This window comes from Brevundimonas sp. GW821-FHT12E07, assembly GCF_058807035.1.
In genome coordinates, this window is record NZ_JBXAQH010000002.1 from 238,724 (window position 1) to 253,154 (window position 14,431).

12 protein-coding genes and 1 tRNA gene are annotated in these 14,431 nt (G+C 68.3%); 6 read left to right on the plus strand and 7 right to left on the minus strand.

Going from position 1 to position 14,431, the window contains the following annotated elements; all coding sequences use genetic code 11:
• Positions 1-5 precede the first annotated feature (5 nt).
• Positions 6-914, plus strand: a complete 909-nt coding sequence (locus AC1ROD_RS09215; protein ID WP_492947962.1) for an RsmD family RNA methyltransferase — start codon at positions 6-8, stop codon at positions 912-914.
• Entirely contained in the window at positions 911-1,711 is an 801-nt protein-coding gene (locus AC1ROD_RS09220) for a TrmH family RNA methyltransferase (RefSeq protein ID WP_492947963.1), read from the plus strand. The genes AC1ROD_RS09215 and AC1ROD_RS09220 overlap by 4 nt, the downstream gene beginning before the upstream one ends.
• Positions 1,712-1,741: 30 nt before the next feature.
• Here AC1ROD_RS09220 and AC1ROD_RS09225 read toward each other — a convergent pair whose 3' ends face one another.
• The 3 genes from AC1ROD_RS09225 to hrpB all read right to left on the minus strand — a co-directional run bounded on the left by AC1ROD_RS09225 (position 1,742) and on the right by hrpB (position 6,621).
• Entirely contained in the window at positions 1,742-3,043 is a 1,302-nt protein-coding gene (locus AC1ROD_RS09225; RefSeq protein ID WP_492947964.1) for an MFS transporter, read from the minus strand.
• Between the two features lie 54 nt (positions 3,044-3,097).
• Positions 3,098-4,102, minus strand: a complete 1,005-nt coding sequence (locus AC1ROD_RS09230) for a bile acid:sodium symporter family protein (protein WP_492947965.1) — start codon at positions 4,100-4,102, stop codon at positions 3,098-3,100.
• A gap of 86 nt (positions 4,103-4,188) precedes the next feature.
• Positions 4,189-6,621 carry an ATP-dependent helicase HrpB gene (hrpB, locus tag AC1ROD_RS09235; RefSeq protein WP_492947966.1) on the minus strand — a complete coding sequence of 811 codons (2,433 nt, stop codon included), beginning with the start codon at positions 6,619-6,621 and terminating at the stop codon, positions 4,189-4,191.
• A 189-nt stretch (positions 6,622-6,810) separates the two neighbouring features.
• On the opposite strand from hrpB, the gene AC1ROD_RS09240 reads away from it, so the two are divergent.
• Positions 6,811-8,379 (plus strand): amino acid permease, encoded by a 1,569-nt coding sequence (locus AC1ROD_RS09240; RefSeq protein ID WP_492947967.1) that lies wholly within the window; start codon positions 6,811-6,813, stop codon positions 8,377-8,379.
• 177 nt (positions 8,380-8,556) lie between these two features.
• Here the strand turns inward: AC1ROD_RS09240 and AC1ROD_RS09245 are convergent.
• The 3 genes from AC1ROD_RS09245 to AC1ROD_RS09255 form a co-directional block, all read right to left on the minus strand.
• Positions 8,557-8,641: transfer RNA gene (locus AC1ROD_RS09245), tRNA-Leu, on the minus strand.
• A gap of 48 nt (positions 8,642-8,689) precedes the next feature.
• Positions 8,690-9,010 carry a hypothetical protein gene (locus AC1ROD_RS09250; RefSeq protein WP_492947968.1) on the minus strand — a complete coding sequence of 107 codons (321 nt, stop codon included), beginning with the start codon at positions 9,008-9,010 and terminating at the stop codon, positions 8,690-8,692.
• A 110-nt stretch (positions 9,011-9,120) separates the two neighbouring features.
• Positions 9,121-9,951 (minus strand): NAD(P)H-hydrate dehydratase, encoded by an 831-nt coding sequence (locus AC1ROD_RS09255; RefSeq protein ID WP_492947969.1) that lies wholly within the window; start codon positions 9,949-9,951, stop codon positions 9,121-9,123.
• Positions 9,952-10,065: 114 nt separating this feature from the next.
• Here AC1ROD_RS09255 and AC1ROD_RS09260 point away from each other — a divergent pair, with 114 nt between their 5' ends.
• The 3 genes from AC1ROD_RS09260 to AC1ROD_RS09270 all read left to right on the plus strand — a co-directional run bounded on the left by AC1ROD_RS09260 (position 10,066) and on the right by AC1ROD_RS09270 (position 12,864).
• Positions 10,066-10,404: a P-II family nitrogen regulator gene (locus AC1ROD_RS09260; protein WP_207931906.1), complete on the plus strand. Its 339-nt coding sequence runs from the start codon at positions 10,066-10,068 to the stop codon at positions 10,402-10,404.
• A 73-nt stretch (positions 10,405-10,477) separates the two neighbouring features.
• A complete protein-coding gene (gene glnA, locus AC1ROD_RS09265; protein ID WP_492947970.1) occupies positions 10,478-11,887 on the plus strand; it encodes a type I glutamate--ammonia ligase in 1,410 nt (469 codons plus the stop codon).
• A gap of 101 nt (positions 11,888-11,988) precedes the next feature.
• The gene (locus AC1ROD_RS09270; RefSeq protein WP_492947971.1) at positions 11,989-12,864 is read left to right on the plus strand and encodes an FkbM family methyltransferase; all 876 of its coding nucleotides are present in this window, start codon (positions 11,989-11,991) and stop codon (positions 12,862-12,864) included.
• Between the two features lie 6 nt (positions 12,865-12,870).
• Here the strand turns inward: AC1ROD_RS09270 and AC1ROD_RS09275 are convergent, their stop codons facing one another.
• Complete coding sequence (locus AC1ROD_RS09275) at positions 12,871-14,379, minus strand: putative bifunctional diguanylate cyclase/phosphodiesterase (RefSeq protein ID WP_492947972.1); 1,509 nt, start codon at positions 14,377-14,379, stop codon at positions 12,871-12,873.
• Positions 14,380-14,431 lie beyond the last annotated feature (52 nt).

Below are 14,431 nucleotides of genomic sequence, written 5' to 3' on the forward strand. Positions count from 1 at the left end.
GCCCGATGGCTCCCGTTCTTTCCAAGACCCCCGAAACCCTGCTGACGACCGGCTGGTCCGACTACGCCCTGCTGGACAGCGGCGACGGCAAGAAGCTGGAGCGCTACGGGCGCCACACCGTCGTCCGGCCCGAGCCCCAGTGTTTCTGGTCGCCGCGCGACCCGGCCGCCTTCGAGGCCGCCAACGCCCTGTTCGATCCGCAGCAGGAGGAGGAGGATTCCGGCCGCTGGCGCTTCGACAAGCACGGCCCGATCGACGCCTTCCCCCTGGCCTGGCGCGACGTGCGCTTCGTCGGCCGCTTCACCCCCTTCCGCCACCTGGCCTTCTTCCCGGAACAGGCCGCCAACTGGGAATGGATGGACGCGCGCATCCGGACCCTTGAGAAGCCCCGGGTGCTGAACCTGTTCGGATATACCGGCGTGGCCTCTCTGGCCGCCGCCGCGGCCGGCGCGGAAGTGACCCACGTCGACGCCTCCAAGAAATCGGTCGCCTACGCCCGCGAAAACGCCGAGCTGTCGGGCATGTCCGACAAGCCGATCCGCTGGATCGTCGAGGACGCCCGCAAATATGTGGCGCGGGAGGTCCGGCGCGGGGCGAGGTATCAGGGCATCATCCTCGACCCGCCCAAATACGGACGCGGGCCGACGGGCGAGGTCTGGCGACTGTTCGAGGACATGCCAGCGCTTCTGAAGGACTGCGCCGCCCTCCTGGCCGACGACGCCTCCTTCCTGCTGCTCAACGCCTATGCGGCGCGGGTCTCGGGCCTGTCGCTGGCCCATCTGATGGCCGAGGCGACCCACGATCGGGGCGGACGCATCGACTGGGGCGAACTGGCCCTGTCGGAGGATCCGCCGAAGGGCGGCGGCGACGCCCGCGCCATCGGCCTGAGCTTCTTCGCCAGGTGGTCGGCATGAGTGACGAACGTCTGATCACCTCCCTGACCAACGACACGGTCAAGGCCGTCCGCGCCCTGAACATGCGCAAGGAGCGCGAGAGCACGGGCCGTTTCCTGGCCGAGGGGCTGAAGTTCATCGGCGAGGCCCTGGATCAGGGCCGCACCCCCAAGCTCCTGCTGGTCGGGATGGAGGCGCGGCCGCATCCGCTGCTGGACCGGGCGAAGGCGGAAACGCTCAAGGCCGGGGGCGAGGTCGTCACTGTCACCCACCCGATCCTCGAGAAGATCAGCCGCCGCGAGAACCCGCAGACGGTGCTGGCGGTGTTCGAACAGGCCTATACGCCTCTGTCGGCGCTCAAGCCCGAGAGCGCGCCCTGCTGGGTCGCGCTGGAGCAGGTGCGCGATCCGGGCAACCTCGGCACCATCATCCGCACGGCGGACGCGGCCGGCTGCGGCGGGGTCATCCTGATCGGGGACTGCGTCGATCCCTTCTCGGTCGAGGCGGTCAGAGCGACCATGGGTTCGGTCTTCGCGGTCAGCATCTCGAAGGCCACGCCCGCCGAGTTCCTGGCCTGGCGCCAGACCTGGCCGGGCAGCGTGGTCGGCACCCGACTGGACGCCACCTTCGGCTATCGCGACGCCGACTTCGCCAAACCGTCCCTGATCCTGATGGGCAATGAGCAGGCGGGACTGACGGATGCGCTCGCCGCCGCCTGCGACGTCAACGTCAAGATCCCCATGCGCGGCAGGGCCGACAGCCTGAACCTGGCCATCGCGACGGGGATCATGGTCTATGCGGTGACCGACAGCGTCTGACCCCGATCGGGCCAGTGATCAGGCCAGTGATCAGGCCGCCCCCTCGCCTTCCTCGTTCCTCAGCCGGGTCATGGCCCACAGCGCCAGGGTGGTCAGCAGGGCCGCGCCGGACAGATAGAGGCCCACCGCGCCCAGTCCGAAGGTCTTGCCCAGCTTGGTCGCCACATAGGGCGCGAGCGACGCGCCGAGGATGCCCGCGATATTGAAGGCCATCGAGGCTCCGGTGTAGCGCACAGCCGCCGGAAAGGGCCGCGCCATGGCCGCGCTCAACGGCCCGTAGGTGCAGCCCATCAGGGCGAAGCCGAGCGCGAAATAGACCAGCAGCCCCGGCAGGCCGGCGCCGAACAGCGGCGCGATCAGGAAGCCGAACAGACCGATCCCGATCGAGGCCAGCATAAGGATGCGCAGCTGCCCCCACTTGTCCGCCGCCAGGGCCGCGACCGGGATGAAGGCGCCGAAGAACATCACCCCGATCAGCTGCAGCGGCAGGATGTCGGCGCGGGCCAGACCCAGCTCTCCCGTCGCCCACGACAGGCCCCAGACGGTCAGCAGATAGAAGACCACGAAGGTCGTCGCCCCGCCCAGGGCGCCGAGCGCCAGCGCGCCCTTGTAGCGGGCGAAGAGGGTCACGACCGGGGCCCGCACCCGCTCGGCCTTGGCCAGCACCTTGCGGAACTCGGGCGTCTCATGGATGCGCAGCCGCACCCACAGGCCCACGAAGACCAGGGCCGAACTGGCGATGAACGGAATCCGCCAGCCCCAGCTCAGGAAGTCCGCCTCGGCCATGAAGCTGGTCAGCAGGATGAAGGCTCCGGTCGACAGGATGAAGCCGATCGGCGCGCCCAGTTGCGGGAACATGCCGAACCAGGCCTTGCGTCCGGGCGGCGCGTTCTCGGTCGCCAGCAGCACCGCCCCGCCCCACTCGCCACCGAGGCCGAAGCCCTGACCGAAGCGGCAGATGGCCAGCAGCAGGGGCGCCAGCACCCCGACCTGGGCGTAGGTCGGCAACAGGCCGATGGCGATGGTCGACAGGCCCATGGTCATCAGGGCGGCCACAAGCGTGGCCTTGCGTCCGATCCGGTCGCCGAAATGGCCAAACACCACGGCGCCGACGGGCCGGGCGAAGAAGGCGATGGCGAAGGTGACGAAGGAGCTCATCTGCGCCGCCGTCGGATCGCTGCCCGGGAAGAACAGGGCCGGAAACACCAGCACCGCCGCCGTGGCGTAGATGTAGAAGTCGAAGAACTCGATGGTCGTGCCGATCAGGCTGGCGAACAGCACGCGGCGGGTCGACGCCGGGCTGGGCGCGAACAGCAGGTTGGAGTCGGTCACGGGGGGCTTCCTCAGGCTCTTTCGACCATGGGATGCGCGGGGGCGCCGGTCAGGTCAAGCGCGAAGCTCTGCCGTGGCGGCCTCGGGCCGCGCTTCCGGCTCGGGGCGCTCGGCGTAGCGGCGAGCCAGGACCGCGCAGACGAACAGCTGGATCTGATGGAACAGCATCAACGGCAGGACGATCAGGCTGACCGCCTGACCGGCGAACAGGATGGCGGCCATGGGGATGCCCGAAACCATTCCCTTCTTGGAGCCGCAGAAGACGATGGCGATCTCGTCCTCCTTCGAGAAGCCCAGCCGCCGGCTCGCGATCGTCAGGGTGACCATGACGACGCCCAGCACCAAGATGTTGAGCAGGAAGACCAGACCCAGATCGAGGACGTCCAGCTTGCTCCAGATGCCGGCGACCATGCCCGCGCTGAAGGCGGCATAGACGACCAGCAGGATCGAGCCCCGGTCGACATAGCCGACCAGTTTGGCATGTCGGCTCAGGAAGGCCCCGATCAACGGCCGCGCCGCCTGACCCAGGACGAAGGGCAGAAGGATCTGCAGGGAGATGTCCTCGACCGCCTTCAGCGAGATGCCGCCGCTGGCGTGTGGCAGCAGGACGGTCACGAGGATGGGGGTGATGACCACGCCCAGCAGGTTGGACAGGGAGGCGCTGCACAGGGCGGCGGGAACATTGCCCCGGGCGATGGAGGTGAAGGCGATCGACGACTGCACCGTCGAGGGCAGCAGGCTGAGGTACAGCAGGCCCACTGCGATCTCGGGCGCCAGGAAACGCCCGAAGACGGCGTTCACCGCAAGGCCGATCAGCGGGAACAGGACGAAGGTCGAGGCGAACACCATCGACTGCAGCCGCCAGTGCGACAGCCCGGCCCAGATCGCCGCTGGCGACAGCCGCGCCCCGTACAGGAAGAACAGCAGGGCCACCGCCACCGCGGTCACCCACTCCGCCACGACCGCCCCCTCTCCCCGCGCCGGCAATATGGCGGCGACGGCCACCGTCGCGATCAGCATCAAGAGATAGGGGTCGATCAAGCGGCGCAGCGTGCTCATGCCAAGGCTTTGGGCCTCCGCGCTGCGATGCACAACCGCCCGCCGGGTCGACGGGTGTCACGAACGGTGACGGCGCCTTTCGGCGTTCACGTCCCGCGCGGCTTGGCCCGGCTGGTGGCCTCGGCGTTGGCGGGGTCTTCGGGCCAGGGGTGGCGAGGGTAGCGGCCGCGCATCTCGGCGCGCACAGCGGCCCAACTGCCGGACCAGAAGCCGGGCAGGTCCTTGGTCATCTGCACCGGGCGGCGCGCGGGCGACAGCAGGGCCAGGGTCAGGGCGACGCTCGCCTTTCCGCCGACGGTCGGGTGGGTCTTCAGCCCGAACAGTTCCTGCACCCGGATGTCGACGCGGGGTCCACCCTCGGCGGCATAGTCGATAGCGGCCGAACCCAGAGGCGTGACCAGACGCGCGGGCGCCAGATCATCCAGCGCCCGCTGTCGATCCCACGGGATCAGGGTCCGGAGCCCCTGCTCCAGCGCCCCGTCCGAGATCGCTTCCAGCGACTGGACGCCGTCCAGCAGCGGCCAGAGCCAGGTCTCGCGTTCGGCCAGCAGCCCGGCCTCGGTCATGTCCGGCCAACCGTCTTCGAGCGCGCCGAGCCAGCTCAGCCGGGCGCGCAGGTCAGAGGCGCGCTCACCCCATTTCAGGTCGCGCAGACCGTCGCGCTCGACCTCGGCCTTCAGGGCGGCGGTGACGGCGGTGTGGTCGGGAGCGCCGGTGATCTTCTCGTCGACGACGATGGCGCCCAGCCGCCGGATGCGGCGCATGACCATCCGGCCCGAGGGTTCGCGCGTCAGCCGGTCCTCGACGGTGACCAGATCCTCCAGCGCCGCCGGATCGGCGGGGGCGGCCAGACGGATGCGGTCCCGCGCGTCGCCGCCCCCGACTTCCGCCACCGCCAGCCACGGCTCGCGGGCCAGAGGGTCGGTCGGGTCGAGGAAGGCGCCGCGTCCGGAGGCCAGCAGCACCTCGCCGGGCTTGCCGCGCGCCTTGGCGATCCGTTCGGGGAAGGCGGCGGCCAGCAGGGTTCCGACGTCCGCGTCCCCACCCCTGCCCACGCCCTTTGACGCGGCCCGGCTCCAGCGTTCGGCCAGTTTCATGGCGTCGCGGGCGCGGGGCGAGCGATCGCGCTCCAGCCCGCGCAAACGCTCGCGGATATCGACGTCATTGCCGCCCAGCCCGGGCTCGGACAGCACCGCCGCCATCCGGGCGCCCAGCATCGCCTCCCCCGCATCGGCGGCGACGGCGGCCAGATGGCCGAGGCGGGGCGTCAGGGGAATGCCGATCAACCGCTGCCCGTGCTCCGTCAGGGCGCCGGTGGCGTCCAGCGCGCCCAGCCGGGTCAGGACATTCCGGGCCTCGGCGAAGGCGCCGACGGGCGGCGGATCCAGCAGGGCCAGTCCCTCCGCCGACCGCGCGCCCCAGCGGGCCAGATCCAGGGCGAAGGCGGTCAGGTCGGCTTCGAGAATCTCGGGCCTCTGGTGCTGGACCAGTCCGCGCGTCTGCTCCTCGTCCCACAGGCGGTAGCAGACGCCGGGCTCGACCCGCCCCGCCCGGCCCCGGCGCTGCTCGGCGGAGGATCGGCTGACGCGGACGGTGACCAGCCGGGTCAGGCCGCTGGACGGCTCGAAGCGGGGCACACGCGACAGGCCGCCGTCGATGACGACCCTCACCCCCTCGATGGTCAGGCTGGTCTCGGCGACCGAGGTGGCCAGCACGATCTTGCGCCGTCCGGGCGGCGACGGGTCCAGCGCCCGGTCCTGCTCGGCCTTGTCCAGCGCGCCGTACAGGGCGACCACATCGACCGAGGGATCACGGACCTGCTCCTTCAGCTTCTGCAGCGTGCGGTGAATCTCCCCCTGTCCCGGCAGGAAGGCGAGGATGGAGCCGGTTTCGTCGGCCAGGGCCTGACGGCAGGCGCGGGCCATGGCGTCCTCGAACCGTTCGGCGGCGTTGCGGCCCAGATAGCGGGTCTCGACCGGGAACATCCGCCCCTGCGCTTCCACGACCGGGGCGCCATCCAGCAAGGCGGAGACCCCGGCGATATCCAGTGTCGCCGACATGACCAGCAGCTTCAGGTCGGGCCGCAGCAGGGACTGGCTCTCGCGCGCCAGGGCCAGGCCGAGGTCGGCGTCGAGGCTGCGTTCGTGGAATTCGTCGAACAGGACCGCGCCAACGCCGTCGAGGCCCGGGTCGTCGAGGATCATGCGGGTGAAGACGCCCTCGGTGATCACCTCGATGCGGGTCTTCGGTCCGATCCGGCTCTGCAACCGGGTCCGATAGCCGACCGTGTCACCTGCGGCCTCGTTCAGCGTCGCGGCCATCCGCTCGGCGGCGGCGCGGGCGGCCAGCCTGCGCGGCTCCAGCACCAGCACCTTGCTGTCGCCCAGCCAGTCCTGATCCAGCAGGGCCAGGGGCACGACCGTCGTCTTCCCCGCCCCCGGCGGCGCGGCCAGCACGACCGCGTCCGACGCGGCGAGCGCGGCCTTCAGGTCGTCGAGAACGGCATGAATCGGGAGCATTTCGGGCTCAAGTAGCGCAAAGCGCGGTAGCCCCAAGAAGAAAAGTCGCGCTTTACCGGCAACGCAGCCGGTCACGAAAGCGTCGTCGCGGGTTCACCAGACTGATACCACGTTGCGTACCGGGATTTCCGTGGCTAGCGTCCCGCCCAAACCGGCAGGAGCCGGGGGCAACAAGTCGAGGGGTAATCCATGTGGCGCGTTAAATCGCTAGACGCGATTCTAGCCACGGCCGAGAAGAAGTCTCTTCATCGGTCGCTAGGTCCGGTTCAACTCACCCTTTTGGGTATCGGGGCCATCATCGGCACCGGCATTTTCGTTCTGACGGCGGCCGCCTCGCAAAAGGCCGGCCCGGGCATGATGCTCAGCTTCGTCATCGCCGGCGCGGTCTGCGCGGTCGCGGCGCTCTGCTACTCCGAACTGGCGGCCATGGCCCCGGTTTCGGGCTCCGCCTACACCTATACCTACGCCGTCATGGGCGAGCTGCTGGCCTGGTGTGTCGGCTGGGCCCTGATCCTCGAATACGCCGTGGCGGCCTCGGCCGTGTCGGTCGGCTGGTCGGGCTATGTGCTGGGGTTGATAGAGAACGGGCTACATTTCGACTTCCCTGACCTTCTATCCGCCGGGCCGACCTGGGCCATGAAGGGCTTCATCCCGGTGCCTGACTTCTCGGCGGGCATCGTCAATGTGCCGGCCATCATCGTGGCTCTGGCCGTGACCGGCCTGCTGATCCTCGGCACGACGGAATCGGCGCGCGTCAACGCCATCCTGGTGGCCATCAAGGTCATCGCCCTGACGGTCTTCATCGCCCTGACCCTGCCGGTCATCGACACCGCCAACCTGTCGCCCTTCACGCCCAACGGCATGTTCGGCGCCTATTCGGGCATGGGCGTCGTCGGCGCCGCGGCCTCGATCTTCTTCGCCTATGTCGGCTTCGACGCCGTTTCCACGGCCGCCGAGGAAACCAAGAACCCGCAGAAGAACGTTCCGATCGGCCTGATCGGTTCGCTGGCCTTCTGTACGGTCTTCTATCTGCTGGTCGCCCTCGGCGCGGCCGGCGCGATCGGCGCCCAGCCGGTGCTCGGCGCCGGCGGCGCTGCTGTCGAGCCGGGCTCGCCCGCCTTCGTCGCGGCCTGCGCCCTGCCCGCCAACGCCCAGCAACTGGTCTGCTCGAACGAAGCCCTGGCTCACGTCCTGCGCGTGATCGGTCACCCGCAGGTCGGCAACGCCCTGGGTCTGGCCGCCATGCTGGCCCTGCCGTCGGTCATCCTGATGATGATCTACGGCCAGACGCGCATCTTCTTCGTGATGGCGCGCGACGGTCTGCTGCCGGAAGGCCTGACCAAGATGCACAAGACGTTCAAGACGCCTTACATCGTGACCCTGTTCACCGGGATCGCCGTGGCCATCGCCGCCGCCCTGTTCCCGGTCGGGAAGCTGGCCGACATCTCCAACTCCGGGACGCTGTTCGCCTTCTTCATGGTGTCGATCGCGGTCATGGTTCTGCGCAAGACCGACCCCAACCGCGTCCGTCCGTTCAAGATGCCGCTGGTGTGGATCATCGCGCCGATCTCGGCCGCCGGCTGCGCCTTCCTGTTCTGGAACCTGCCGCACGACGCCAAGATGGTGCTGCCGATCTGGGGCGGCGTCGGCCTGCTGCTCTACTTCGCCTATGGCTACCGCAAGAGCCACATGGCCAAGGGTCGGATGGAGGTCCACGAGGACGACGCCGACATCCCGCCGCCGCCGGCGACGACCTGATCGGTCTGAAACGACAGAAAGGCCCCGGAGCGATCCGGGGCCTTTTTTGTTGGGCAGTAGAGGTGTTCAAGGCGCTCAGGCAGCGAGCCACCGCGTCGCGAGCGTTAGCGCCCTTCAAGAAACGCGCTCAAGCAGCGAGCGCCCGCGGCGCGAGCGTTAGCGTAACAAGAAAGAAGTTGGTGCGGATGAGAGGACTCGAACCTCCACATCTTGCGATGCCAGAACCTAAATCTGGTGCGTCTACCAGTTTCGCCACATCCGCACGGTAGGAGCGCCGCTCTACAGGCGAGCGCCGTCGCCGTCTACGGCTTCACGCCCACAGGCGGATGGCGTCCTCGTTCAGCGGGTCGTCGTTCGCGACGACGCCCGCCGTATAGGTCAGCCGGGTCTCGCGCGAGCCGCAGCGGCAGCGGAAGCGCTCGGAGCGGCCGCTGACGGGCCAGAACCGGCGCGCGCCGAACAGGGGCTGCGGATCGACCAGAATCTCATGGCTGCAACTCGCGCCCGCGCAGGCGACGATCAGCTGGGCGCCGGTGACGTGGATCGTCGTCGCGCCGACAGACGCGGTCGAAACCCGCAGGCCGGGCCGGCTGTAACGTTCGGTCCTGATGTCGTGCCTGACGTCGTGCATGGGGCGCCTCCTCGACTCGCGAGGCTAGGCAAACGGCCTGAACGGCTCAAGCCGGTTGTTGCTGTTCTGTTCCTGTTCCTGTGGATCGCTCCGACGACCGTCGTTCGACCTCAGGCGGCGTTGGGCGCCAGGTCCCCCAGCACCGCCGGAAGCAGTTCGGGCAGGTCCTCGGCGATCAGGCCCGGGCCGAATCTGGCGGCGGCGTCACAATGCATCCAGACGGCCGCGCAGGCCGCGTCGAAGCTGTCCATGCGCTGGGCGATCAGGCCCGCGATCATCCCCGCCAGCACGTCGCCGCTGCCCGCCGTGGCCAGCCAGGGCGTGCCGTTCGGATTGACCCTCAGCCGGCCGTCGGGGGCGGCGATGATCGTCTCCCTGCCCTTCAGCACCACCACGGCGCCGGCGACGCGTGCGGCCTCCCAGGCGGCGGTCTCGCGCCCGTGCTTGAGCAGATTCGGGAAGACCCGATCGAACTCCCCCTCATGCGGGGTCAGGACGTCGTCGCGGTCCAGACAGGCGAACAGGGCCTTGGGCCGGTCCTTGAACAGGGTCAGGGCGTCGGCGTCGACCACCAGGGCCGCCCCGGTCCGGCCGAGCGCCGCGAGGTTGTAGCCGGTCTCCTCCTCCAGGCCCGCGGCCGGGCCGATGACCACGGCGTCCAGCGGGTCGGCCAGCCGGCCGAGCGCCTCGGGCGACAGGAACTCGTCGATCATGATCGCCGTCACCGTCGGGGCGATCACCGGCGCCGCGCCGGGCGGACACAGGATGCGCACCAGGCCGGCGCCGATCCTCAGACCCGCCCGCGCCGCCAGCCGCGCCGCGCCCGTGTTGAAGGCGGGGCCGGAGACCACGCCCAGACGCCCCCGTTGATGTTTATGCGCATCCGGACCGGGCCACGGCAGAATATTGCGCCACAGGGCCGGGGTATTGGATTCCGTCATCTATCGGTCCGTCCTCTGACACGGAAAGTACAAATGGGGCTTGCCTTATTGTGCAATGCGATGTCCCTTTGGTCCCCGAGCGTCCGGCCAATCAAGAGCCGCCTCGGGAATGCGATGAAAAAGATCGAAGCCGTCATCAAGCCCTTCAAGCTGGACGATGTGAAAGAGGCGCTCCAGGACATCGGAGTGCAAGGTATGACTGTGCTGGAAGCCAAGGGATATGGCCGCCAGAAGGGACATTCCGAGCTCTATCGCGGGGCTGAGTACGTCATCGACTTCCTGCCCAAGATCAAGATCGAGGTGGTGGTCGCCGACGACCTCTACCCGGCCGTGGTCGAGGCGATCCAGACAGCGGCCCGCACCGGCAAGATCGGCGACGGGAAGATTTTCGTCACCGAAGTCACCGACGTCATCCGAATCCGAACCGGAGAAACCGGCGCCCAGGCCGTTTGATTCCATCCCGTCGGAGGGTTTCTGGGACCCGACGACACAGCTTCCTCCCCATAAGAAACAGGACCATCGAGACATGAGCGCGGCCGACAAGATCCTCAAGGAGATCAAGGACAAGGACGTGAAATACGTCGACGTCCGTTTCACCGACACCCGTGGCAAGCTTCAGCACGTCACCTTCGACATCGACCTGGTCGACGACGACTTCCTGAACGAAGGCACCATGTTCGACGGCTCGTCGATCGCGGGCTGGAAGGCCATCAACGAGTCGGACATGCTGCTGAAGCCCGACCTGACCACGGCCTATATCGACCCCTTCTACCAGGCCACGACGCTGTTCCTGTTCTGCGACGTCATGAACCCGGACACCGGCGAGCCCTACAACCGCGACAGCCGCTCGATGGCCAAGAAGGCTCTCAGCTACATCCAGTCCTCGGGCGTGGGCGACGTGGTCTATTTCGGCCCGGAAGCCGAGTTCTTCATCTTCGACGACGTCCGCTGGACGACCGAGCCGGGCCACACGAGCTATTCGTATGACTCGATCGAACTGCCGTCGAACACCGGTTCGGAATACACCGAAGGCAACATGGGCCACCGCCCTGGACCGAAGGGCGGCTACTTCCCCGTCAACCCGGTCGATTCGGGCCAGGACCTGCGCGCCGAGATGTTGGGCGTGATGCGCGACATGGGCATGCAGCCCGAGAAGCACCACCACGAGGTGGCCCCGGCCCAGCACGAGCTCGGCCTGAAGTTCTCGGACATGCTGACCATGGCCGACCGCCTGCAGCTGTATAAGTACATCATCCACAACGTCGCCGCGGCCTACGGCAAGTCGGCGACCTTCATGGCCAAGCCGATGTTCAAGGACAACGGCTCGGGCATGCACGTGCACCAGTCGATCTGGCGCGACGGCAAGCCGCTGTTCGCCGGCGACAAATACGCCGGCCTGTCGCAGGAATGCCTGTGGTACATCGGCGGCATCATCAAGCACGCCAAGGCCATCAACGCCTTCTCGAACTCGACGACCAACTCCTACAAGCGTCTGGTCCCGGGTTACGAAGCGCCGGTCAAGCTGGCCTATTCGTCGCGCAACCGCTCGGCCTCGATCCGTATTCCGTGGGTCTCCTCGCCGAAGGGCAAGCGTATCGAAGCCCGCTTCCCCGACCCCATGGGCAACCCCTACCTGACCTTCACCGCCCTGCTGATGGCCGGTCTGGACGGGATCGAGAACCAGATCGATCCGGGCGGCCCCGCCGACAAGAACCTCTACGACCTGCCGCCGGAAGAGCGCGGCTCGATCCCCGAGGTCTGCGGCTCGCTGAAGGAAGCTCTGGACAGCCTCGACAAGGACCGCGCCTTCCTCAAGAAGGGCGGGGTCATGGATGACGACTTCATCGACAGCTACATCGAGCTGAAGATGGAAGAGGTCGCGCGTCTGCAACTGCACCCGCACCCGGTCGAGTTCGACATGTACTACAGCTGCTGATGGATCACGGCGGGACTTCGGTCCCGCCGGACAATCAGACGCAACCCCGGCCGGGACGACACCGTCGCTCCCGGCCGGTTCGTTTTTGAAGGGGCTCGCACGTGAAACTGCTGAACTGGCTGCGAAACGCCCTGCCCCAGGCTCTGACCGGCGCGCGCCCGATCCCGCTGAAAGCCCTGCGCCGGATGGATGGGGAGACCCTGCTGCGGCGCAGCCGGGGCATGGCGAGCGCGGTCTATGTGGGCGACCGCACGGTCCTGTGCCGTGTGCTCAGCCGCTATCGCCTCTATGTCGCCTCCGACGACGTCGGCTTCGGCGTCCACGTCATGCTGGACGGGCTGTGGGAGAGCTGGCTGACGGCCTTCATGGCCCGGCGGATCCGGCCCGGCATGCGGATCGTCGATGCGGGCGCCAACCACGGCTATTACGCCCTGCTGTTCGCCCACCTGACCGGCTCCGCGGGCCGGGTCGCGGCGATCGAGCCCAATCCGCGTCTGGCCAACCTCATGCGGCGCTCGCTCTACGCCAACGGCTTCCAGACGCGTGTGGATCTGTTCGAACAGGCAGCCGGCGCCGAGGACGACGTGACCCTGCATCTCAGCGTGCCCGATCACGAACCCAAGAACGGCCATCTGATCGGCGAGGCCGCGCCGGGGACCGTCGCCGTGCGCGTCGCCCGCCTGGAGACCCTGCTGGCCGACTGGCCGCGCGTCGACTTCATGAAGGTGGATGTCGAGGGCCACGAGGAGGCCTTCCTCGACGGCGCCTGGTCGCTGATCCAGCGCGACCGGCCGATGCTGGTGCTGGAGTTCAACGCCCTGCGCTGCGCGGACCCCGCAGGCCTGCTGGATCGGCTTGAGGGCGTCTATGGCCGCATCGGCGTCATCGGGCGCGATGGCCGCACGACGCCGGCGGATCGGGCGCGGTTGCTGGACACGACCCGCACGGATGACTGGATGCTGTTCCTGGAGCCTTGAAGGCGCTCAGGCCACCTTCGCGTCGCGAGCCAGCATCCGGTCGATGGCCTCGGCCTCGACCGGGCGGCTGAAATAGAAGCCCTGGATGTCGCCGCAGCCGACGATGGCCAGACGGTCGACCTGGGCCCGGGTCTCGACCCCCTCGGCCAGCACCTTGAGGTCCAGGGCCTCGGCCATTTCGACGATGGCGCGGACGATGGCGTCGCTCTCGGGCTGCATGCCCAGATGGGTGACGAAGGACCGGTCGATCTTGATCTTGTCGATCGGGAACCGCTTCAGATAGCCGAGGCTGGAATAGCCGGTGCCGAAGTCGTCGATGGCCAGGGTGAAGCCCATCTTGCGCACGGCTTTCAGCGTCTCATAGGTCTCCGGATCGTCGGACAGCAGGACGCTTTCGGTGATCTCGATCTCCAGCGCCTTCGCCGAGGCGCCCGTTTCGGTCAGCAGGTCCTGCAGCAACCGGACCAGATCACCGGCCTGGACCTGGGTGGCGGAGATGTTGATCGCGGTGCGGATGCCGGGCCAGCGACGGCTGTCGATGAAGGCCTGCTTCAGGGCGAACCGGTCGACGGCTTCCGACAGGCCGCAATGCTCGGCCAAGGGCACGAAGACGGTCGGCGAGATGACCCCACGCACCGGGTGGTTCCAGCGCATCAGGGCCTCGACGCCCGTCATGGCGCCCTTGGCGTTGATCTGCGGCTGATAGGACAGGGTGAGCGCGCCTTCCCCGAGCGGAGTCTGGCTTTGGGCAAGAGCGGCGCGCAGATCGGCCTCCAGGGCCTTTCGCTCGCGCAGTTCGCTGTCCATGGCCGGGTCGAAGGCGCGCCAGCCGGCGCCGCCGTGCTTGCGGGCTCCCGCCATGGCCAGTCTCGCGCGGCGCAGCCCCTCCTCCGGCCGGCCGTCCGCAGGCGTCCAGAAGGCCAGGCCGATGGAGGCGGAGATGACGGTGTCCTTCGACGCGGCCTCGCACGGCGCAGCCAGCAGGCGCAGCAACTGGGCGGCGACGCCCTCGGCCTTGGCCGGTGTCAGATCGCGCCAGTAGAGGGCGAACACCCCGTCGGCGATCCGGGCCACGGTGTCGGTCTCGGGGCAGACGGTGGCCAGCCGCTTCGACAGCTCGGCGATCACCCGGTCACCGACGTCATGGCCGAGGAAGTCATACAGCTCCTCGAACTGGTCGAGGCCGATACAGAAGACCCCGACGCGGGCCTCATCCGGCAGATCGGCCATCCGGTCCAGGAACAGGGATTTGGTCGGCAACTGGGTGACGGGATCGTGGGTCGCGGAATAGTGGGCCCGCGCCTCGCTCATCCTGAGCCCGCCCTCGTTCTTGCGCAGTTGGCGGTAGAGGATCAGTCCGGCCGCGCCCAGGCCGATGGCCACCGTCGTGACCAGGCTCCGGCTCGCCGGGTCGTTCGCCGCGATGACCAGAAGAACGACCATCAACGCCATGATCGACAGGGCGGCGGCCGTGCTGAGGATATCCAGCGGCTGGCGGGCGGGAACAGGGCTCACGGCGGATCCTGACAGGAGAGGCTCAGGGTGCGCCTCAATCCTTGGCAAGCCG

What these genes read in the sequence shown, in the direction of transcription:
- AC1ROD_RS09240 (WP_492947967.1), top strand. Translation starts at nt 6,811, where the DNA reads ATGTGGCGCGTTAAATCGCTAGACGCGATTCTAGCCACGGCCGAGAAG.
- AC1ROD_RS09260 (WP_207931906.1), top strand. Translation starts at nt 10,066, where the DNA reads ATGAAAAAGATCGAAGCCGTCATCAAGCCCTTCAAGCTGGACGATGTG.
- hrpB (WP_492947966.1), bottom strand. Translation starts at nt 6,621, where the DNA reads ATGCTCCCGATTCATGCCGTTCTCGACGACCTGAAGGCCGCGCTCGCC.
- AC1ROD_RS09250 (WP_492947968.1), bottom strand. Translation starts at nt 9,010, where the DNA reads ATGCACGACGTCAGGCACGACATCAGGACCGAACGTTACAGCCGGCCC.
- AC1ROD_RS09255 (WP_492947969.1), bottom strand. Translation starts at nt 9,951, where the DNA reads ATGACGGAATCCAATACCCCGGCCCTGTGGCGCAATATTCTGCCGTGG.
- AC1ROD_RS09230 (WP_492947965.1), bottom strand. Translation starts at nt 4,102, where the DNA reads ATGAGCACGCTGCGCCGCTTGATCGACCCCTATCTCTTGATGCTGATC.
- glnA (WP_492947970.1), top strand. Translation starts at nt 10,478, where the DNA reads ATGAGCGCGGCCGACAAGATCCTCAAGGAGATCAAGGACAAGGACGTG.
- AC1ROD_RS09220 (WP_492947963.1), top strand. Translation starts at nt 911, where the DNA reads ATGAGTGACGAACGTCTGATCACCTCCCTGACCAACGACACGGTCAAG.
- AC1ROD_RS09215 (WP_492947962.1), top strand. Translation starts at nt 6, where the DNA reads ATGGCTCCCGTTCTTTCCAAGACCCCCGAAACCCTGCTGACGACCGGC.